Here is a 21,809-nt window from a genome sequence, read left to right as displayed (position 1 = left end):
CGGTGAGATAGCTGATTGTGCGAGCTGAGGATTTTGCGTGTGGATGACATCGAATCGTTTATCGGGGCGGTGTCACGGTTCGCCCGGCTGCCGGTCTCGAACGACACCGATGCGGTGTTGCTCGACTTGACCCAGACCGTCACCGCACTTCTCGACCTGACGGGAGCCGGAGTCAGTCTGGCGACCAGCGGACAATTGCGTTACGTCACCGCGGCCTCCGAACCCGCCGCTGAGCTGGAGCGATGTCAGGAGCAGTTTCGGTCGGGGCCGTGCTGCGTCGCGCACACGACCCAGGTGACAGTGCCGGTCACCGATGTGGGGCAATACACCGTGCGCTGGCCGGGCTACGTGGCCGCCGCCCGGCGAGCCGGTATCGCCGCGGTAGCCGCCATACCGATCACCCACGGCACCGAAGGGGTCGGGGTGCTCGACCTCTACGCCGCCCAACAGCGATCATGGTGCAGCGCCGACCTCGAGGCCGCACGGGCGCTGGCCGATATCGTCGGCGGGTACCTCGTCAACTCCGCCGTCCAGCACCACCAGCGGCAGCTCACCGAGCAGCTTCAGCGAGCCCTGGACACACGGATCGTGATCGAGCAGGCCAAGGGCATCCTCGCCAACGAGAACACCATCGATATGGACCAGGCGTTCGCGCTGATCCGCAACCATGCCCGCCGCCACCATGTCACCGTGCAGTCGGTGGCGAGCGCGATCGTCGAACTTCATCTGCGATTGTGAGTGGCTGCGACAGCGGCCAGGACGGCCGAGCGGGTGGCCAGTCCCCACACGCCGTTCTCCCGCAGCCCGAGCACCCCGCACAGTGCGGCAGTCCGGGGAGATAGGTCGGGCAGGCGGCACAGCGGGCAGCTGCCCGGTCGGTGCCCGAGCAGCGCGGCACACGCTTGGGCGAATCCGGACTGGTAGGAGCCTCTGGTCAGCGGAATTCCGGCGGCGCGCACCGCGTCGTCGGCGTTGCGTGGCGCTCGTGAGATCACGGCCTCGGCGAAGATCGGCAGGTCTTCGCTGGTGTCACCGACAGCCAGTGCGACATGACCGCCGAGCCGAGCCGACAGTGCGCGCAGACCGGTGCCCTTATCGATCCCGTGCGGGACGAAATCTGTTTGCCCCGCCCCGACGACGACGCGCACCGCTCCGTCGGTCATCGAGGTGATCGCGCGGGTCAGCTCAGCGGGGATCGGTCCGCGTTGCGACCTGGCGCGCACACTGTAGCGGTAGCGCCGGTCCACCTCGATGCCATCGTGCGCGTCGAGGTAGCGGCGAATCTCGTGATCGGTCTGCGCGGCGCTGCCGTCACGCAGGTCGGCGCAGTGCCGATTCCGGTGGTCGTAGAGCGCGGTGCCGTACTCCACCACCGCGCCGGCCAGGCCGAACTGTCGGCACCGGGTCACTGCCTCGGGCAGGCTGCGTCCGGTCACCAGAACCGGCCGATACCCGTGCACGAGCAGGGCCCGCAAGCCGAACGCGGCGGCCGGCGTGGTGCACGGGAAGCCCAGCGGATCGGTCTCGAGGACTCCGTCGAGGTCGAGTGCGCAGATCGGGGCCGCCGCCCTGGTGCTCGCCGGCTGGGGAACAGCGAAGACCGTGGACAGGTAGTCGTGCACGGCCTCCGCACAACGGTCTTCGAGGTCGGGACCGGCCAGCTCGTCGGCCCAGCCGAGCCCCCACAGCTGCGTGAGCCGATACAGCAGCCACTTTTCGGGATCGACCGTTTCGCCGGTCTGCGCGAGATAGGCGCTGCGCAGCTGGGATTCGAAGGTGCCGGAGGGGGGATCGGCGGCGGCGCCCGCGAGGTCGAAGATCGCGTCGTAGCAGGTCATTTCCAGGTTGCTGAAGGAGAACTGGTGAAAGTCGACCTTGCGCAGTGGTCCGGTCGGCTCGGCGCGCAACCAGTAGCGGGCATGGGTGTGGCCATCGGGGATGCTCGCCGTGTCGACCCGCAGCAGGTGGCGAACGATTCGATCGATGAGCACGGTCTGCCCGGCAGGCCTGAGCCGGCCGAACTCCCGGCTCAGCAGCCCGGCCGCCACCTCCCAGGCCGGCCGGCGTCCACGCAATCGGGTGGTCGGGTCGGCACCGACCCGCAGCGCACGCCGACGGTCGACCACATAGCGAGCGATCTGCTCGGCCGCCGCGCTTTCGGCAGGTGCGTGGGTACCCGGAACCCAGTCGCGGTAGAGCAAGCCGTCGACGAGCCCGTACACCGAAGGAAAATGGCCAGGCAGGGCGGCTGCCACCGCCAGCGCGTGCCGCCCGAAGTAGCCGAGACCCGCGCCTTCGACGGCGATCTCGCGGCGAATCATGTCGCTGCCGGTGGTGATCTCCACCGTGTACCGTTCGCGCACGCGAGCCCGGCTGCGTCCGTGCGCTCCGGGCCGATGCCGCGCCACCACTTCGTGTCCCGGGCCGAGCAGCCCGGCCAGCGTCGCACCGACAGCCTCCTCGGTCAGCCGCTGGTGCACACTCCACTGCGGCCAGGGCAGCGTGATCGTGTGCCAGCACCGGATCGTCGTCGGCGGATCGGTTCCGGCCAAGGCCAGCAGCAAGACGATCGCGCGTGCGGGGATGCCGAGCTCTTCGACGGCTCGTCCCGTCCGAGCCAACGCGGTTCCGGTGACCGGCGGATCGTCGATCACCACGATCGTGCCGCCTGCGGCCACGACCGCGCGCAGCTGCGCCGCCTCGGTGCGCCGCCATGGCAGGCCGGGGCGGTAGGTGCACACAGACACTGCCGTCGCCCCGGCGAGCTCGAGCGCGGCGGCACACAGCGGAGCCAGATAACTTCCCGAGGTCCGAACCCCGACAACGCAGATCGGCGCCGAGCGCTCGACGTCCTTCAGCAACCGGTGCGCAAGCTCGACGACGTCGTCCGGGTGCTGGTCGAAGCTGCGGAAACACGTGGGAATCCGCAGGAGGTCCGCGCGCAGCCGCCGGGTTGCCCGCACTGCCGTGGTGCGGCCGATCGACAGGTCGGCGGCGGGATCGAAGACAGCGTGTCCGCACCGGATCGACATCTCGCCCAGCGCGTCGCGCAGCCGCCACAGCTCGCCCGCACCCCGGCCGACAGCGATCGGGCCCAGCACCAGCGCCGTGCCGCGGGCCAGGGCGGCGGCGAGGTGGGCACCCCAGGCAGCGCTGTCGTCGAGAAAGTCAGCGGCGCGGTGCAATTGGAGCGGATCGGGATGGAGGTGATCCTCGACCAGCTGGTTCAATCCTGCGGTGAGCAAGAAGGTGTCGAGCCGGTCCCGGTCGGCGATCGCCCGGCCCAGCAGGTCGGTGACCGTCTGCGCGGTGCAGAGCAGATCCAGCGGTGCCACCCGCTCACTCATGGGCGAGGTCGATCCGCGGCGTGGTCCATCGTCAGTACGCGGCGCTCGACGTAGCCGCGCAGTGCGATGCGCCCACTGTCGAAGCGACTGAGCGGAACCCGTTCGAAGGCGTACTCGGCGAGATGCTGCCGGGTGCCGCCGAGCCGGTCCTTGACGTGGGCGAGCGTGCTGACTCCGCCCGATTCGCCCATGTCGAAGTAGCGGCACCCGATCCGGCACGCATGTTCGACGGCCAAGAACTGCATCAGCTCATGGGCCCGCAGCGGCCCGGCCAGCTCCCGGTCGCTGAACGCACGCCAGCCGACACCGACCCCACCATGGAAGACCGCGATGGCGGCGGCGATCGGGATCCCGTCCAGGCGCGCCACCCAGATACGGCACTGATCCTCGAATGCCGCTGCGACGGTACGGAACCGGCGCAGCGGTTCGGCCCGCATCGCCCGCAGCCGGGCCACCCGGCGCGGCATCCGCCGCTGCACTGCCCGCCGGGCCACCCATCGCAGGTACACGTCATACAGGTCCTCGACCAACTGGGGGGAACTACCGACCTCGATAACCAGCCCGGCACTGTCTGCCTTGCGGCGGGCACTGCGAATGCCCGTGCGCGCCTTCGAACTGAGCCGCCGCGACCAGACCTCATCCAGCCCGCCGCCGAGGTCGAGCACATGGGTCTGCACCGGAATCCGAACCGGGACACGGCCACTCGCCCCCGACCATGCTTCACGCCAGGCCGCGGCCGCTGCGAAACCGGGCCGCAGCAAAGTCTGGAGCTCTCGGCCCGCGGCGAGATCGGCCAGGACCACCGCGACATCACCGACCCCGGCACCGCCGGGTGCCACGATTCCACCCGACCCCCAACCGTGCGGGAACGAGGCCTGCACGGTGAGCAGCTTCGGGTCGCCCGGTGACCCGGCGAAGGCGCGCCGAACCAGCGGTAGCACGGCCTGCCTGCCGCCGGGCAGTTCGTAGAGCCTGCTGGCCTCGGTCCAGCCGTCGGCTCGGCACACGGAGTCCGACCAGGCGGGCAGATGTGACGGCCCCGCAAGGGGATCGGCGGCGACGATCTCGTCCCACACCGCGCGAGGCGCCGGACTGGTCACCCGCGCTGGGCCCCGCGGTGTCTGCACGTCCCACGTCAGCGTTGTCATCGTCTCAGTACCGTTCCCCGGGATAGACCCGGACATAGTCGATGAGCATCCGGGCCGGGAACACGGTGTCGCGGTCCGGCGACCCCGGCCACTCGCCACCGACGGCGAGATTCAGCAGCAGGTAGAACCGGTGATCGAAGACCCAGCCCGGACCGGCTTCGGCTCGGGTCAGCGTGCGCGTGGCCTGTCCGTCCACCAGCCAGGTGATCCGGTCCGGCGCCCACTCGACGGCATAGGTGTGCCAGTCCGTCACCGACTGTCCGGCCGGGAGGCGGAATTCGGCACCGAAGTCGAGTCCGGGCCCGTGCACGTGCTGCTCCACCGAATCGGTTCGCGCGCCCAGCGTTTCGACGATATCGATCTCGCCCGCCGCCGGATGCCCGACGGCGTCGATGTTCTCGCCCAATAGCCAGAAGGCGGGCCAGAGCCCGGCCCCGCTCGGCATGCGGATCCGTGCTTCGAACGTGCCGTAGCTCTGGGCGAAGGCGACACCGCGCCGTTGCCGGGTCGTCAGCTTTCCGCTGGTGTAGCGGCAGCGCCCGTACCAGCACGAGTGCCCGTCCGATCCTTCACGCGCCTCGATCACGAGGTTTCCCCGGCCGTCGAGCGCGGTATTGACGCCGCGGGTGTAATACTGCAATTCCTCGTTGCCCCAGCCGGTTCCGCCGACATCGGGGCGCCAGATCGACGGATCGGGTGCTGCGCCGGGCGGGCCGTCGAACTCGTCGGCGAATGCCGGCCGGGTCTGGTCGACGGTCGTCGAGGCCTGGCCGCAGCCGGCACCGAGCAGGGCGACGGCCACCACGATGCCGACGCGCGAGCACGCACGATGGTGCCGCACGGTCATATCGCCACCACCGCGATGCCTCGTGGAGTCCGGCCGACCGGGCCCGAGCCGGTTGCCCGCAGTGTCCGGGTGTCGATCACGGTCACATCGTCGGAGTACACATTGGCGACGTAGAGCAGGCGCCCGTCCGGGCTCGCCGTCATCTGGGCGGGCGCGGCGCCGGTCTTTATCGGTTCCCCGATCACCCGCAGTGTCGTCGTGTCGATGACGCGCACATCATTGGAGTTCTGGCTCGCGACGAAGACACGCTTTCCGTCGGCGCTGGTGACGATCCCGGTCGGATAGCTGCCGACCGGGATCGGCTCCCCGACGACCCGCCGGGTGTCGGTATCGACGACCGAGACATCGTCGGAATTGGCGTTGGCGATATAGACCCGACGCCCGTCCGGGCTCACCACCGCCCGCGCCGGAGCCTTGCCGACGACGATCGGGTTGCCGACAACGGCCAGCGCCTCGGTGTCGATCACGCGCACGTCGTTCTGGTATTGGCTGGTGGCGAAGATCCACCGCCCGTCCGCGCTGATCGCCAGACCGCCCGGCGCGTCGCCGATCTTCATCGGCTTGCCGACCATGCGATGGGTGGTGGTGTCGTAGGCGCGCACGTCGTCGGTCTCACCGCCCGCGACGTAGAGGCGACCCCCGTCCGGGCTGACGACCACGCCCGCCGGATAGGTGCCGACCCGGATCGGGTCACCGACGGTGCGTCGGGTGGCGATGTCGACCACCGTGATCACACTGGCCGTGGGACTGACGACATAGGCCCGGTCGCCGGTCGGACTCACCACCACGTCGGACGGGATGGGACCGACCTCGATCGGTTCCCCCTGACCGGCCCAGGTCGACGCGTCGAGCACGCGCACGTCGCTGGTCTGCGCGTTGGCCAGCAGGACGTAGCGGCCGCCCGGCAAAGGATCGACAGGGCCGGGCACGCTTGTCCCACAGGCGGCCACGACCGCGGCGGCGACACTCACCAACAGAGCCGCACGCACGCGCGCTCGGAGCGCGGGCCTAGACATCGCGGAAGCCGATCACACGTTTGACGCAGCCCCGCAGAGCCTGGTCGACGCGATAGACAGGGACGCGCTCGAGCCAATACTCGCAATAGTCGTAGGGCTCGGCACCGAAGTAGCCCTTGAATCGGGCCAAGCCGGGCGAGGCACCAGACTCTCCCATGTGGTAGCTACGACAGCCGCTGCGGCACGCGTCTTCGATCGCCACCGTATGCAGGAGCCGGTTCGCCGTCGGGAAGGCGCGCGATTCGTCCATCGCTCCGCGGGTGTAATGCGCGTTCGCCCCGCAGCGCAACACAAGGATCGCAGCCACCGGACGGCCATCGAACCAGGCCACCGACACCTGACATCCGCGACCGAGGCGTTCGGCGATCGTAGCGAACTTAGCGGCCGGATCCCGATGTCGCCCACGGAGTCTGGCGAGCCGCACGGGTTCGTGCTGCTGTCGCGCCCACCGATCCAAGGAGCGCTGCAATAGGTCGTAGAACACCGGAACGAGGCGGCCGGTGGTGTCGGTCTCGACCCTCACCCCGGCCCGCTCGGCGCGCCGGACGGCGGTGCGCGTCGCGGCCTTGAACCGGTGCTGCCACACCTGCTCGAAACCACCTTCCAAATCCAGAATGTGCGCGCGTGCGGGCACCGCGGTGATGCCGGTGCGCGCCGCGGCCGCCTCGGCCCACGCGGCGGCGTGCACCGGGTTGGGGCGGATGTGTATCCGCAGCGCCGGTGTCGCGGACAAGTCGTCGAACACCGCGGACACGAGATCGGGCGCGACCCCGTCGGGCGCTATCAGGCCGCCGTACCCCCAACTCTTGGGCAGCGACTGCAGGATCGTCGACCCGCCGGTCGGATAGGTCCGTCGAACCAACGGGAGCAGCGCCCGGCGACCGTCCGGCATTTCGTACAGTCGGCTCGCGTCCCGGTAGTTCCCCGTCGCGACGAGGCAGTCCAGCCATTCCGGCGTCTGGGTAGGCACCGAGTGCACGTCCGCTCGGTGCAGCTCGGCCCACACATCTCGTGGCACCCCCACGGTCACCCTGGGTGCCGATGAGCCGATCGTGGTTGTCGTTGGCGCCATGTCCAGCTCCGTTCACGCGGTGACAGCCGCGCTGCCGCTCAGATCGAGGGTCTCGCGCAGCCAGGCGATGGTGTGATCGATCCCGGCGGTGATGTCGACTTGCGGATCCCAGCCCAGGTTCTGGTGGGCCGCGGTGTGATCGAGCGCGATGGCCTGGATCTCCCCGGTCCGTGCCGGTGCGTACACCGGGGGATCGTCGATGCCCAGCGCCACCGCCATCATGCGGTGCAGTTCGGTGGTGGTGGTCTGCACTCCGGTGCCGATATTGAAGGTGCCGGTCAGTGATTCCGGCGCCGCGCCCGCGCTCCGGAACGCGTCGACGACATCACCGACATAAACGTAATCGCGGGTGGCGGTGCCGTCGCCGTAGATGGTCCCCGGATGTCCGTGCAGCAACGCACAGCCGAAGATCGCGACGACGCCTGCTTCCCCGCGCGGATCCTGGCGTGGCCCATAGACATTCGACAACGCGAGGCTGATCGGTGCCATCCCGTACATGTCGGCATACGCGGCGAGGTACAGCTCACCGGCGACCTTGGCGGCCGCATACGGAGAAAGCGGATGGGGTGGTGCGTCCTCGCCGATCGGCAGCGCGGTGGGGGTGCCGTAACGGGATCCGCCGGAGGCAGCGAAGACGACACGGCGAGTCCCGGCCTGCCTGCACGCCTCGGCCACATTGATGGTGCCCAGCACATTCGTGCCCGCGTCGGAGCAGGGATCGCCGACCGATTTGCGGACATCGACCTGGGCCGCGAGATGGAACACCACCTCCGGTGCCACCGCGCGCACGATCTCGGCGAGCTCGTGCCGGTCGACGCCGGTCTCGGCGAAAGTGAACGTGTCGTGCCGAAACGCACTGTCCAGATTACCTATTCGACCGGTGACGAGATTGTCGATACCGACGACAGTGTGGCCGTCGGCGAGCAGACTGTCGACCAGATTCGAGCCGATGAATCCGGCAGCGCCGGTAACTAGGGTGCGCATGGTCAGGTACCTCCTGGTGGTCTCGATGACTGGCCGGGCATCGTGATGACTCCGCGCGTCGATCGGTGACCGCGCAATCGGCGGTAGGTTCGCCACGCCTTGGTTCGCCACGCCTCCGGATAGGGCGCGACAGCAGCGTCTCGGCCGGAGAGCCAGGCTGTCAGCTCGTCGATGGTGGTCGTCGAGCGAATAGTGAGCCGGGCCAGCGCCAAGGGATCGTCAGCAGTCGAGCTCAACGCATCGCCCACAGCGGACGCCGAGGTGTAGCCCGCCAACTGCGCCTGGCGCCGGACCCGGGTCGAGTGGAAGCCGTGGGGGTAGGCGAAGCTGCGAACTTCCCGGCTCATCGCGTCCTCGAGCAGGTCCTTGCATTCGCGGATCTCGGCCGCCGCCACCCGTTCTCGCAGGGTGTCGAGCTGCGGATGGGTGTGAGTGTGGGCGCCGATCTCGACGCCGTGCTCGGCCAGTTCGGGAAGTTGCGACCACGCCAGCATCCGGGCCGGTGGCAGGCACAGCCGCGAGGACTGGTGCGGTCCGCGCAGCGCGCCAGTCGTCACGTAGAGCGTGCACGGGATCTGATGGGCGGCGAGAACCGGTGCGGCGTCGGCGAAGTCGGCGAAGCCGTCATCGAAGGTCACCAGCAGCGGGCGCGCGGGCAGCGCCCGGCCATCGCGGAGCGCGTCGGTCAGCGTGGTGACGGTCATCGGCGTCCGGCCGCTCGCCGCCATCAGCTCGACGTGCCGGGCGAAAGTCCGTGGCGACACGGCATAGGGCGCGATCCACCCCGCCGGATCGACCGACACGCAGTGGTAGAGCAGGATCGGGACGATGGTCATGGCCGCGCCGATCGATAGATCCGCACCGCCGCCGCCCCGGTGGTGATGACCGCCAACGACACCAACCGCGACGTCGTCGAATCATCGCGCGCCGCCGTGAACGCGACGGTGACCAGCAGGCCGAAGGACACACTCAACGCGATTCCCACCACCCAGACCTCGATGTCCTCCCGCAACGGCAGCAACCTGGCGACCGCGAGACCGGGGCACAGCAGCACGAACGCGAAGGCGACGAGCGTCCGCAGCACCGACAGCGGTGAATCGGCGGAGATGGCGTGCACGCACAGCAACGTGACCCAGCCCGAACCGGCCAGTACCCAGGTGGCGGCCGGCGTCGCACGCAGACCACGTCGCAATGCCGCGGGATCGGGAAGCCGATACCGGCTGAGGCCGACGGGAATTCGTGTCATGTTCTCACTCCGGTGCCGGTTGGGTCAGGGTGAACACCACGGCGTGCGTGTTCCGGTAGAGCTCGGTGAATCTCGGTGACTCGGACAGCGTCTGCTGGATCCGGTCGAGCGCGTCGCGCGGTAGGTCACCGGACAGCGTCATCCCGGCGCTCTGGCTGCGGGTGAGGATGAGGTACGAGTGGTGATGACGTTGCGCGGACATTATGTCGCCCAACTGCGAGACCGGTTCCGCGACAATGTCTTCCCGGTCATCGGCGTCGAAGGTGGCAAACCACATGTGGTCGTAGAACTCGAAATTCTTGAACGCCCAGGGAAAGCCGCTCGTCGCGCCGATGACCAGCGACCCGCGCGGAGCGATACCGTAGACGAACTGAGCCGCCGCGTATTCCTCCGGCGCGAAGTAGGCCGTTTGTTCCTTGCCGTAGTAGCCGAAACCGAACCCCGTCACGAGCAGCAGCAACACCACCGGCAGCACCAGCCGACCGAACCGGCGTCCGCGCGAGCGGGGCGCGTCGACGGCCGGGCGTGGGAAGAACGCGGCCGCCGCGTAGAAGGCCACGAAGGGCAGCCCGAACAGGTAGACCCGGAAGACCATCTCACCGCCGTAGTCGTTGCTGAGGATCAGCGGCAGCGGTGCGACGGCCAGCAGCGGCAATGCGAGTTCACCGCGCCCGCGGAAACGACGGGCGAACCCGATGACGGCCATGAGCCAGATCGCGGCACTCAGCGCACGGTCGACCTCGGCGACCACGACCTGACTGCGGCTGCCCGCATCCAGATCGATGAAATTCGCCCCGGCATTCGACTCGGCGTTGCCGAAGTTCGCCAGCAGGCCGGAGAGGTTCTCGCTCAGCCACGGCCCGGCGACGAGCAGATCCCAGCCCACCGTCATAGCGACCATGAGGACCGTCAACACGAAGACTCGCCGCACACGGAACACGGCGAGCAGACCCAGCGCCAGGATGACCATCGGCGCCGTCAACTGATGGGTTGGCACGATCGCCGCCATCATCGGCACGATCGCGGCCACCACGATCACCCGCCGGTCGAAGCCCATGGACTCCCGGCGCAGATACCGCAACACCAGCGCCACGATCGTGAGGTACAGCAAGTTCGCACAGGCCTGTGGAGCGAAATAGTCCTGGCCCACCCACGCACCGAGGACGTAGATCACGATCGCGGACCAGATCAGGCGCCGATCGGTGCTGAAAGTCGCGAAGATCAGATACAGCGGGCCGATCAGCAGCAGGTTGAACACCGGCGGCGCCCAGGCGGCGTAGCCGAGCGAGGACTCCAACCCACCGGCTTTCACCAGCATCGCGTTGAGATTGAAGAAGCCCGGCCAGAATTGGTACACCGCCAGCTCGTTCAGCGTGGTGTCGACGCCGTTGTGCCGCTGGAAGAAGTCGACGATGCCCACGTGCTTCCACGCCCACGAATAGCGCAGCGTCTCATAAGTCACCGACGGCGTCGCGTGCAGTATCGCGATCAGGACGACAACATGCGCGGCCAACAGCCGCGTCGTCGCCGCCTTTGCCTGCACCAGCACACCGAAACTCACCAGCAGCACAGCCAATGCCGCCCAGAAGGTGAACGGCAGCAGCGGCAGCAGGCCGTAGTCACCGATGCGATCGAGCTCGATGCGGGGCAGCGAAACCAGCCACAACCCTGTCGCTACCGCCACACCGATGTAGCGCCAGACGCCTGTCCGCCGGAAAGTGGGCCGCGCCGCCGGTGTGCGATGTCCCGCGCGGGTGCCCGCGGCATAGCCGATCGCGGTAGCCATGACCCCCACCATCATCACGACCGCGGTGACGAATCCCCAGAGGCGCCCGCGCAATCCGGCACCGAGGTTGCGCAGCACCCCCAGCGGCACCGTCGATCGCAGATACGACCGTTCACTGGCCAAGGCTCGATCGGAGCCCGCGAGAACACTGACTTTCGCCTTGGACAGGCCTTCGGAATAGCAGCGCGAGCGGAAATACGACCACGTCGCGCGCGTGCCGGGGACGCTGTGCCACACCCGCGCCGCGGGTTCATAGACATGCACGCCATCCGGGTGGCCGCGCTGCAGGCGGATGCACAGCTCGGTCTCCTCACAGCCGAGCGGCCGTGTCCCCACCCGGCCGAGGTCGATATGGAATCCGCCCGATTCGACGAGCAGCTCACGCCGAAACGACATATTGGCGCCGATCATGTTGCGCACCGCCGCGCGCCCGGTGGCCATGCCGCGATAGCTGCAGCCGACCACCCAGTCGAATTCTGGGGGAAACCAGGACGGCCGTGCTGTGAGCCAGTTCGCGGTGACCAGGCCGCCGACGCCGAGCACAGCGGGATCGGCGTAGGGCGCGGCGAGTTCGGCCAGCCAGTCGGCGTCGGCGAAGGCGTCGTCGTCGAGGAACGCCACGATATCGCCTGTGCTGACCGCTGTTCCGGTGTTGCGGGCGCCGGACAGCCCTGACGCGTCGCGGTTCGCAACGACCGTCACGCCGGGCAGGGTGCGTGCGCGATCCAGTAGCGCTGTGTTGTGGTCGATCACCACCACGATTTCCTCGGCGGGCCGCGACTGCGCCTGGATCGAGGTGACCGCGAGAACCAACGTGTCCCAACGGTCCTCGGCATAGGAACAGATGACAACCGAGACGGTCAGCTGGTCGAACCGCCCTCCGTGATCCGGTGCGGGTGCAGGTGCGGCGTCGGGGTCCCATTCGGCTTCGAATTCCACGAGATCTGCCGGTGCCGCCGCGACCGGCCGATCCGATCGGTCGGCGGCACCGACGAGTTCCGTGATGCGCTGCTGTGCCTCGAGCTTCGGGGCGAGGTCGGCGAACGCGCGCAGCACAGGTTCGGCATTGAGGGCCCACCAGACGCGGTGCTCGCGATAGACACCGCATGTGCGCGACAACGCCGCGACATGATGCAGCCAGGTCAGCAGGATCGCTATCCGCTCGTCCAGCGGGTCGCCGCGCGCCGCAGCACCACCGACGAGGTCGAGCTGACGACGTTCGCGCTCGGTGAGGCCGCCTGCGCGCAACCGCCGTACCAGCACCGAGCCGAGTTCGCGCTGTTCGACGGTGCAGGATGCCGTCAAGACCAGGTGGTACGCGTCGAGCGCGCAGAGCCAGTCCGGCCGGGCGCCACCCCAGTCGATGATGGCGCTAACGCGCCCGGATTCGAGCAAGACGTTGCCGCTGTGGAAGTCGCCGTGCGCCCAGCCGATCACCGTGGTGTGGTCGGCCAGTGCCGCGCGCACCACGGTCCTGATCCGGTCGGCAGTGTCGATCGACGCGGGGGAGAGGGTCCGGCACATCTCGGTCAGGGTGTGCACGGGCTCGTCGACCCATCGGGTCAGCATGGTGTCATCCACCACGGCGAGGCGACCTGTGCGGCGGTGCAACTCGTCGATCGAGGTGAGCGCGAGCGTCGTCAGGGCCTCGAGCCGGTCCGGGTGCGCGGTCAGGACCCTGGTCAGGTCTACGCGCGGATGGTATGTCTCGATGGAAGCCACCCCGTCGGCGTCGTCGCCGAACGCGAGAACGCGGGGGAGCAGGGGCCAGTCGCCGAGCGGGGAGTCGGCAGACAGGATCTCCCGTTGCCGGCGCAGGTCGGCGGCAGCCAGCGGCGACCTGGCGACTTTCAGGACCGCGGTCGGCGGACCGTCACCGTGACCGAGGTAGGCGACCGCGACATCGGTAACCGTCCGGACGGGCCGGGCGCGGGTCCATTCCTTCGAGGGCACATCGGTGTCCAGCCGTGCGGCCCGGCGCACCAGGTCACGACTCGCGTCGGCGGAATCCGGCCTGCGCAACACTGCCCTCGCTCGGTCCAGGGTCCTCCGTCGACGCGTGGCTCCGGCCGCCCTGAGAACGAAAAGTGCTGCCGCACTGCGTAACCGGACCGAAATCGGCGCTGCGACAATCGTCCGGGGCGCATCGACGGACCACCAGAGATCGCGGCGCACCAGCAGTGCGCAGGCAATCGAGGTCTGGCTCAGCAGACAGGCCACCCCCGCTCCGACCACGCCGACGAGGTCCAGCAATACCCACGCCAGGCCGACAGTGAGCACGAAGTTCGATGCCTGGATCGTCAGGAGCAGACCCAGCCGGCGATGCGCCCGTGCCGAACTGATCGCCGTCGAGACCAGCAGACCGGGAACCGCCGCGAACGCGAGCACGCGCAGCACATCGGCACCCGCGCGGTACTCGCTGCCGAAGATAGCGAGCACGACCGGGGCGAGCACGAACACCGCGGCCACGATCGGGAGCACCAACTTGGCGCCGTGGACCAGAATCTGATGCACATTGCGAGCCAGCTGTGACGGATCGGCGGCGGATTCCGCGACCAGGGAAGTGCCGAAATTGACATTGATCAGATGGATGACGTTCGCGATGGCCCAGGCGATCGAGAAGTAGGCGGTCGGCACGGGGCCGAGTGCGTGGAGCACAAGGATGGGCAACAGCATCGCCGCACCGATCGAGCACACCGATCCGACATAGTCGACTGTCACGAAGCGAGCGATCTGCGGCATCGGCGGCAGCGCCTCGATGAGATTCGCTGCCCGGACCCGGCGGGGGATCGCCCACAGGAAAAGGTAGGCGCCGACGAGCACGACGATGGCCGCCGATGCCACCGTCCACGACGCGAAGATGCCATAGCGAGGCAACGTCGAAGCCACGGCTACGACCAGGACCAGCTTGGTCACCGCGAACATGATGTTGGCCAGCGGGACAACGGGAGTGCGCCGCAATCCGACCAGCACACCGTCCTGCAGGACGAACAGGGTGACCGCGACGGTGCCCGCGACGAACAGCACCTGGGCCCGGTCGTCGGACAGAAAAGTCGTGCCGGGCGCGAACACCCCGACCGCCAGCACCGAACCCACGGCGATGATCAGAGCAAGGCTCGCGCTGACCACATGTGCCCCCGCGATCAGCGCGGTCGTGCGGCGCCCCGCGGTCGGCACGAACCGGACCATGGCACTGGACAGGTTCAGCTGGGCAACCGTGGCGGCGAGCACCGCCATCGAAATCGCGGCCGCGTTGCTGCCCACCGAGGCGGCGTCGTAGTGCCGCGCGACGAGCGCCCAGAAGCCGAACCCGATCAGCGCGGACAGCCCGGAGCTGGCCGTCAGCAGTATGCCGTTGCGCAGCAGTGGTTTACGCCAATCCCGGGCGAACGTGCCGAGCATGGCCGGTGCTGGCGTTGCCGACAGCGCTCGTCGCCGTGCCATCCCGACACTCACTGCCGACCACCCGGACTGCTCGCCCTGTAGGTGCGCCACCGGCTGACCACGTACGCCACGGGCCCGAACAACACGCCGCGCTTCTCGAGCCTCGCCAGATCGCCGGGCAGTCCGTCGTAGCGGCCACGATTGCGATCCGAGGCCGCGCCGAAGGTGTACCCGAGCCCGCGAGGCAATCGCCGCACCAGCCCGGCGACCATCGCGGGCTCGTGGACCAGCGCACTGGTCAGGAACGCACCGAGCCCGACGCCATAGCCGTAGGCCTGATTGCGCAGCGCTGCCATATCCCGGTGGTGGCGATGCCACACCACCGCGCTGGGCTGGTACACCAGCTGATGTCCAGCGACGACAACACGGAAGAACCCGGCCAGATCGTCACCGCCACGCGCGAACGTGCCGGCCCCGATCGCCGGGTCGAACCCGCCGAGCCCCCGCAGGACCGCGGTATCGAACGCCATATTGGCGCCGGAACCGAATCTGCCCGCGGTGAACGGGAACAACGGATCCGCGGGCCGGTTCCGGCTGGTGTCGAAGACGTGCAGGTCGAAGCCTTTGTCGAACCCGCCGTGCTGCTCGAGCAACAGCTGGGCAGGCGTTTCGAGTTGGGCGGGCAGGATCAGGCCCGTGACGCAGGCGACGTCGGGTCCGGAGGCGAAGCCTTCGGCGATCCCGGTCAGCCAATGGCGGTCGACGACCACGTCGTCGTCGACGAAGGCCACGATCTCGCCGCGGGCCGCGGACAGTCCCCGATTATGTGCCGCCGCCAGACCGCGCCGGTTCTCGCGGACATACCGCACGCGGCCACCGAAACGCCGCGAGATCGCCGTGGCGGTCTCCTCGGTGGTCGGATCGTTGTCGACGACGACGATCTCGAAGGCCGGATACTCCATCCGCAACAGCGCTTCCAGGCACTCGCACACACTGTCCGGCCGATCCCGGGTGGCAACGACGACGGTGATCACCGGAGCGTGCAGCAGCAGCTCCTCATGCCAGCGCAGACACTGCGCCGACACCACAGGCTCGCGCGCCACCTCGGCGAGACACTCCACTCGGGGCAGCCCGTCCGCGGCCAGGTGCGCGTTGACGGCGTCGCCGACCGCCGTCCAGACCGTCGGAGCATGCCTGTACCAGGACAGGCCGAGCCGCCCATCCAGCACCGCGATCCCGACGGGGTGCCCGTGCAACCGCAGCAGCGCCAGGATCTTCGCCGGCCGCACCGACGGATCCGCGAGCACGAGTTCGCTCTCCGGCAAGCTCAGCTCGACATCGATCCGCCCGATCGGCAGGTCGGTCTGCTCGAGCGCACGCGCCGCACCCGTCTCCTTGAATTCCCGGTGCGGCTTCAGGTGCCGGGTCACGGCGATCATGACGATCCCATCGCGACGCCGGGAGGTGTATTCGGCACCGATTCAGCCGCGCCCGCCCGCACAGACCCCATCCGATGACCACGCACCACGGTCCGCAGGACCCGGGTACCGTCGTGGATCGCGCGCAGGTTGGACTGGCCTGCCCGCCGCGGTAACTCCAGGCTGGGCACCTCCGCGATCCGCAAACCCGCCTGCATCGCGCGCACTGTCATCTCGGCCTCGATCTCGAAGCCGGTCGCGCACAGATTCAGATGCTCGAGATAGCGCCGATGAAATGCGCAATACCCGTAGCATAAATCGGTGAGGCGCGTGTGATAGATCGCGTTGAACACCGTCAGCAGGAACCGGTTACCCCAACGCCGGATCCGGGTGATGTCGAGTGAACCGCCGCCGCCGATGAAACGCGATCCCTTGACGAAGTCGTAGCCGTTCTCCAGGAAGTGCACGTAATGCGAGATCTCCTGCGGCGACATACTGCCATCGGCGTCCATCATCACGATCACATCGCCTGTCGCGGCGAGGAATCCGGCGCGCAGCGCGCAACCCTTTCCGAGGCCCTGCTGCGGCACCACCTTGATATCGGGCCGGGAGCTGCGGGCGGTGATCAGGGTCGCGTCCGTCGAGCCGTCGACAAGGATGACTTCGGTAATGCTGTCCGGAATCTGGTCCAGCACCCACGCGATATTGCGTGCTTCATTGCGCGCTGGAATAACCAGGCTGACAGCAGTTTTCTCAACCATGGGACACACCTCATCTGAGGACTCCGGTCATCAAACGGCGGCCGAAGCAAAAAGTACTGAAAGCAAATCTGACGCCGTTCCGTGCGAAATGTGCACGGTGCGGCAAGGCTGCAGAATGCGAAGTATCGGCTATCAGTTCAGTGGCGGTGAGTGCTCACCGTGGTTGCCGCTGCGATGGCAGCGCGGGCGCTCTTGGCGCATTCGGGAGAATTCTTGAGCCATCTCCACTAACCCTTCCCGCGGTGAGGTGGTCGAGAGCACCGGCGGGGTCTGGGACGGTGTGTGCTGAATGAATTGTCGCAACAACGGTGACGAACGTTACACTGGCTCGACCCGAGTGGACCGCGTGACGATCGCCCTCGCCGAACAGGCTGAGGACGAACCTCTTTCGCCGGGCGCGAGCCCGGTGCAACGGCGCCGTGGTCAGTGACTCGCGGCAGGCTCGTCGGCGACGACAGTGATGATGCCGGGGGAGATGTCCGATTCGAGTGCCTGGACGGCGCGTATCATTTTCGGCCGGATCAGCCGGAGTTGACAGGCGTAGAGTTGGTAACCCGAGGCGACAGGAGTTGGCGATGTCCATACGCGCCAGACCAGCGATAGTCCGGACTGCTGCGATCGCCGTGGCCGTGGGTGCCGCCACGATCTTTGGCACGGTCGGTCAAGCATTCGCCGACGTCGAACCCGGTGCCTACACGTCCACGACGTGGTTGTCAGGCATCGTGCTCCTGGAACGCGACGCGCGCGTCGAGGGCGGGGACCTGGTCTTGATAGGGCGGTATCCAATTCATTCGACGCCCGACGGCGGCTACGTGGATCTGTTTCCCGGCCATCGAGTCGTACTGATCAGCGACGGACATGGTGGGTACCAGGGCCCGGCGTATTTGGGTGGAGTCGTGATCGGCGCCATCACGCTGACACCCCAACGCTGACCGATCAATCACCAATCTCTGATGTCACGCTTCCTGCATGCAGGGGGTTTACTTGACATAATGTGCATTATCGGCGTTTGAAGGCGGCCGGTCGGAAGGGGTTTTGCGGATGCGCGTGCGGCGTGCGCTGAGTTGTATCGCGCGCTGAAAGGCACTCGGTGTTCACCTGCCCGCATTGCCGTTCTGTGTGCGCTGGCATTTCGCGGCGCTTGTTATTCATGGCATTTCGGGGCCCGGGATGAAAATTGACGAAAATCCGGGTTATTTCTCAGGTTGACCGATTAATGACCGTTCGTGCTGAATGTGCTAATCGGCCGATCCGGGCTCCATATCCGCGGAAACCGATCCGGCCACCCGAAGGGTGGCACTCCCCCGTCCACTTGCCCAGGCTTAATTCGTCACAGTGACGAAACTATGGAATGTTTCCCGGCTGGCGCACGCATCGCAAAGATGCGGTGCGCGACGGTATTTCGCGTCGCGCTCGCCCAAGCTGGATTCGATCCGCCCGCGCAACGCGTCCAGGCGCTGCCCGAACTCTTCGATGTCGGTTGGCGAGAGATGTGTGTACGCATCGACGTCAGATATAGCCATCTGCTGTGTTCAACCCCTGTTCCAGTGCCGCACGCCGGGCGCGGTCCTGGTGAGAATACGAACTCGAGGGGTCGATTCGGTGCGATGCGCGGTAATTGGTTAGACGTAACAGACGGCGGCAGTGATTGCGGTGTCAGTGACTACTTTCCGTGGCGGGGTCGTAGATCTTGTCGACCTCGGCGGCGTACTTCTTCATGACCGCTGAGCGCTTGAGCGACATCTTGGGCGTCAGTTCGCCGGTTGCCTCGGTCCAGTCGACCGGCAGGATGCGGATCTTCTTGATCGCCTCGGCATGTGACACCTGCTTGTTGGTGTCCGCGACCGCCGCATCGATCTCCGCGGCGAGATCGGGGTTCTCGATCAGGGCCTCGTTCGAGGTGTCGGCGGGCAGGTGATGGCTTTGCTTCCATGCCGGGAGTACTTCGGGGTCGAGGGTGATCAGGGCTCCGACGAACGGGCGGCCGTCGCCGACGACCATCGCCTGGCTGATCAGCGGGTGGCCGCGCAGCGAATCCTCCATCAGTCCCGGGGAGATGTTCTTTCCGCCCGCGGTGACGAGGATTTCCTTCTTCCGGCCGGTGATGGTGAGGTAGCCGTCGCGGTCGATGGTGCCGAGATCGCCGGTCTCGAACCAGCTGTCGGCGAAGGCGTCCTCGGTGGCCTGGGGGTTGCCCCAGTACTCGTGGAAGACGACCGGGCCGCGCAGCAGCAACTCGCCGTCGTCGGCGATCTTGACGGCGTGGCCTTCGGTCGGGCGGCCGACGGTGCCGACCCGGGTATTCGTCGGGGTGTTCACGGTGATCGCGGCGGTGGTCTCGGTGAGTCCGTAGCCCTCGTAGATCGGGATGCCGACACCGCGGAAGAAGTGACCGAGCCGCGCGCCGAGTGGTCCGCCACCGGACACGGCCGCCTCGCATCGTCCGCCGAGCGCGCGGCGCAGCGTGCGATACACGAGTTTGTCGAACAGGGCGTGGCGCAGTGTGAGCACGACACCGGGGCCGCCGGCGTCCAGCGATTCGCTCCAGGCGATGGCGGTTTCGGTGGCGAGGTCGAAGATCTTGCCCTTGCCGTCGGCGTGCGCCTTCTGCTTCGCGCCGTTGAAGACCTTTTCGAACACGCGCGGCACCGCGAGGATGAAGTGCGGGCGGTAACTGCCGAACTGGTCGACGAGCGTGGACCAGTCGGAACTGAACGCGACGACCACCTTGGCATCGAGCGCGGCCAGTGTCACCGCACGCGCGAAGACGTGGGCGAGCGGCAGGAACATCAGTGTCTTATTGCCCTGGGTGACGAACTCGCCCAGGGCGATACGGTCGGATTTCGACTCGGCGTAGAGGTTCCCGTGCGTGAGGATCACGCCTTTGGGTCGGCCGGTGGTGCCGGAGGTGTAGATCAGGGTCGCCGGGGAGGTCGCGCCGACCTCTGCGCGGCGGGTGTGGACGGTGTGGTCGTCGAGCTGGGTACCGCGAGTGGTCAATTCCTCGACGATGCCTTTGTCGATCTGCAGGATTTCGCGCAGTTCGGGCAGTGCGCCTGCGTCGATCTCCTCGATGATCCGGCGGTGTTTGTCGCTGTCGACAATCAGCAGTTTCGTCGCGGAGTCCTGCAGGATCCATTTGGCCTGTTCGGCGGCGGAGCTGTCGTAGATGGCGACGGTGCAGCCGCCGGTGGCCCAGATCGCGTGGTCGAGTACGACCCACTCGTAGCGGGTGGGTGCCATGATGGCCACTCGGTCGCCCGGTTCGATGCCCGTGGCGATGAGGCCCTTGGCCACGTCGGTGACCGTTCGCGCGAACTCGGCCGCGGTGACGTCGGTGAGGCCGCCGCTGCCGTTCGAGACGTTGAACAGCACCGTGCGGGGCGAGTTCTCGGCGTGCAGGAACACACTGTCGGAATTGTTCGTGTGTTCTGGAATCGTGTAGGAAGCCGGGGCTTCGAACTCATGCATCACAGGGGCCTTCCACGTGGGTTGATCAGTTACTGCGCGGGCGCGTGCTCGATGCCCAGACGCAGCATTCCGCGCAGGTCGTAGGCGTTGGTGGCGACCGCACCGAGGACCAGGCCGACCGCGAGTCCGGCGAGGGTCATCCACAGACCCTGTGCCATACCGGCTTCGAGATGTCCGTCGAAGAACAGGATGGCGCGCACGGCCAGGTAGATCTGATGCATGGGTTCGAAGGTGGCCATGTCGGCGATCCAGCGCGGTGTCGCCTCGAGCGGGATGGTGCCCGAGGACGACGGGATGCCGAGCACCACGAACACGATGAGGTTGATCATCAGGCCTGCCGTGCCGAAGGCGGCCATCACCGACAGGGCGGTGACCGCGATGGCGGCGATCGCCAGTGTGCCATAGAGAAACAGCATCAGTGGCCGCTCGATGGCCATGTTCAGCAGGGTGCCGACAGCGAGGAACACACCGGATGCCAGTGGGGCGCTGATGGCGGCGATCCCCCATTTGACGAGCAGGGTGCGCCACCGGCTGATCGGGGCCGGCGAGGTGGTCTTGTGCCAGGGGCCGTATTCGGCGGGGATGTAGCCGAGTGAGGCGTCGACCAGCGAATTGATCATCATCGCGCCGCTGAATCCGACGATCAGCAGGACCAGGGTGTAGAAGAACGCCGCCAAGCCTTGGCCGGTGCCTTCGGGCAGCGGGTGATAGGCGGTGACCACGATGTCGATCGGCTCGCTGAGTTGCAGTCGGGCCGCGCCGCTGAGTGGTGTGGTGCCTGCCGCTACGCTGACCTGCTCGGCGAGTTGGGCGCCGACGGTGCTGTTCACCTGTGTCATGGCTTGGTCGGCGACGGTGTTCATGATCTGCGCGGCGAGCGTGCCCGCCCGCGGATTGGTGAGCACGGAGATGATCGGCTGTTCGACCTCGCCCGGGACGATCGAGGCGGCGCCGAGGATGGCGACGCGTTTGGTGAAGTCGCCGGGGATGACGATGGCGCCGTAGACCTCGCCGTTTTGCAGCTGTCGCTGGGCTTCGTTGATGCCGAGTGGGCGCAGGTCGATTTTGTCGGCGGGGATGTTGTCGCTCAGTGCCGAGGCGATCTGTTCACCGATGTTGCTGGGCTTTCCGCTGACGGTGTCGCCGACGTCCTGGTTGACCAGGGCGATCGGGAAGTCGTGCAGGTGTTTCTCTGGGTCGGCGGTGTAGCCGAGGTACATGGTGCCCAGCAGCGCCGCCAGGATGGTGACCAGGGTGATCGGGGCCAGCCATTCGCGGATCGGCATGCTGCGCTGTTTGCGGGTGGGCGCGGTGTTGTCAGTCATGGCC

15 protein-coding genes are annotated in these 21,809 nt (G+C 67.5%); 2 read left to right on the top strand and 13 right to left on the bottom strand.

Annotated elements, in window-relative coordinates; genetic code table 11:
* Positions 1-39 precede the first annotated feature (39 nt).
* The gene (locus ACFWO8_RS12575) at positions 40-738 is read left to right on the top strand and encodes an ANTAR domain-containing protein (protein ID WP_378948869.1); all 699 of its coding nucleotides are present in this window, start codon (positions 40-42) and stop codon (positions 736-738) included.
* Here the strand turns inward: ACFWO8_RS12575 and ACFWO8_RS12570 are convergent.
* The 11 genes from ACFWO8_RS12570 to ACFWO8_RS12520 are packed head-to-tail and all read right to left on the bottom strand — an operon-like array spanning position 723 to position 17,009.
* On the bottom strand, positions 723-3,347 hold the full coding sequence (locus ACFWO8_RS12570) for an HAD family hydrolase (RefSeq protein ID WP_378948866.1): 2,625 nt from the start codon (positions 3,345-3,347) through the stop codon (positions 723-725). The two genes, ACFWO8_RS12575 and ACFWO8_RS12570, sit on opposite strands and share 16 nt — an antisense overlap.
* Entirely contained in the window at positions 3,344-4,495 is a 1,152-nt protein-coding gene (locus ACFWO8_RS12565) for a GNAT family N-acetyltransferase (RefSeq protein ID WP_378948863.1), read from the bottom strand. The genes ACFWO8_RS12570 and ACFWO8_RS12565 overlap by 4 nt, the downstream gene beginning before the upstream one ends.
* Positions 4,496-4,499: 4 nt before the next feature.
* The gene (locus ACFWO8_RS12560) at positions 4,500-5,342 is read right to left on the bottom strand and encodes a family 16 glycosylhydrolase (RefSeq protein WP_378948860.1); all 843 of its coding nucleotides are present in this window, start codon (positions 5,340-5,342) and stop codon (positions 4,500-4,502) included.
* Positions 5,339-6,331 (bottom strand): beta-propeller fold lactonase family protein, encoded by a 993-nt coding sequence (locus tag ACFWO8_RS12555; protein ID WP_378948857.1) that lies wholly within the window; start codon positions 6,329-6,331, stop codon positions 5,339-5,341. Before ACFWO8_RS12555 ends, ACFWO8_RS12560 begins: the two co-directional genes overlap by 4 nt.
* A gap of 19 nt (positions 6,332-6,350) precedes the next feature.
* Complete coding sequence (locus tag ACFWO8_RS12550) at positions 6,351-7,430, bottom strand: GNAT family N-acetyltransferase (RefSeq protein WP_378948854.1); 1,080 nt, start codon at positions 7,428-7,430, stop codon at positions 6,351-6,353.
* A 12-nt stretch (positions 7,431-7,442) separates the two neighbouring features.
* Positions 7,443-8,414, bottom strand: a complete 972-nt coding sequence (locus tag ACFWO8_RS12545; RefSeq protein WP_378948851.1) for an NAD-dependent epimerase/dehydratase family protein — start codon at positions 8,412-8,414, stop codon at positions 7,443-7,445.
* 2 nt (positions 8,415-8,416) lie between these two features.
* A complete protein-coding gene (locus tag ACFWO8_RS12540; RefSeq protein WP_378948848.1) occupies positions 8,417-9,250 on the bottom strand; it encodes a polysaccharide deacetylase family protein in 834 nt (277 codons plus the stop codon).
* Positions 9,247-9,660, bottom strand: a complete 414-nt coding sequence (locus ACFWO8_RS12535) for a hypothetical protein (protein ID WP_378948845.1) — start codon at positions 9,658-9,660, stop codon at positions 9,247-9,249. Before ACFWO8_RS12535 ends, ACFWO8_RS12540 begins: the two co-directional genes overlap by 4 nt.
* Before the next feature lie 4 nt (positions 9,661-9,664).
* Positions 9,665-14,890 (bottom strand): glycosyltransferase, encoded by a 5,226-nt coding sequence (locus ACFWO8_RS12530; protein WP_378948842.1) that lies wholly within the window; start codon positions 14,888-14,890, stop codon positions 9,665-9,667.
* Between the two features lie 8 nt (positions 14,891-14,898).
* Positions 14,899-16,269 (bottom strand): glycosyltransferase, encoded by a 1,371-nt coding sequence (locus tag ACFWO8_RS12525; RefSeq protein WP_378948839.1) that lies wholly within the window; start codon positions 16,267-16,269, stop codon positions 14,899-14,901.
* Positions 16,266-17,009, bottom strand: a complete 744-nt coding sequence (locus tag ACFWO8_RS12520; RefSeq protein WP_378948836.1) for a glycosyltransferase family 2 protein — start codon at positions 17,007-17,009, stop codon at positions 16,266-16,268. Before ACFWO8_RS12520 ends, ACFWO8_RS12525 begins: the two co-directional genes overlap by 4 nt.
* Before the next feature lie 575 nt (positions 17,010-17,584).
* Between ACFWO8_RS12520 and ACFWO8_RS12515 the strand changes: the two genes are divergently transcribed.
* Entirely contained in the window at positions 17,585-17,941 is a 357-nt protein-coding gene (locus tag ACFWO8_RS12515; protein ID WP_378948833.1) for a hypothetical protein, read from the top strand.
* Positions 17,942-18,665: 724 nt separating this feature from the next.
* Here the strand turns inward: ACFWO8_RS12515 and ACFWO8_RS12510 are convergent.
* Both ACFWO8_RS12510 and ACFWO8_RS12505 read right to left on the bottom strand, forming a co-directional pair.
* A complete protein-coding gene (locus ACFWO8_RS12510; RefSeq protein WP_378948830.1) occupies positions 18,666-20,480 on the bottom strand; it encodes an AMP-dependent synthetase/ligase in 1,815 nt (604 codons plus the stop codon).
* A 29-nt stretch (positions 20,481-20,509) separates the two neighbouring features.
* Entirely contained in the window at positions 20,510-21,805 is a 1,296-nt protein-coding gene (locus ACFWO8_RS12505; RefSeq protein ID WP_378948827.1) for a DUF3533 domain-containing protein, read from the bottom strand.
* Between the last annotated feature and the right edge of the window lie 4 nt (positions 21,806-21,809).

The organism is Nocardia sp. NPDC058480, from assembly GCF_042720495.1.
In the GTDB taxonomy this organism is placed as follows: domain Bacteria; phylum Actinomycetota; class Actinomycetes; order Mycobacteriales; family Mycobacteriaceae; genus Nocardia.
The sequence above is the reverse complement of the archived record's forward strand: the minus strand, read 5'-3'. Positions and strand labels throughout refer to the sequence as shown.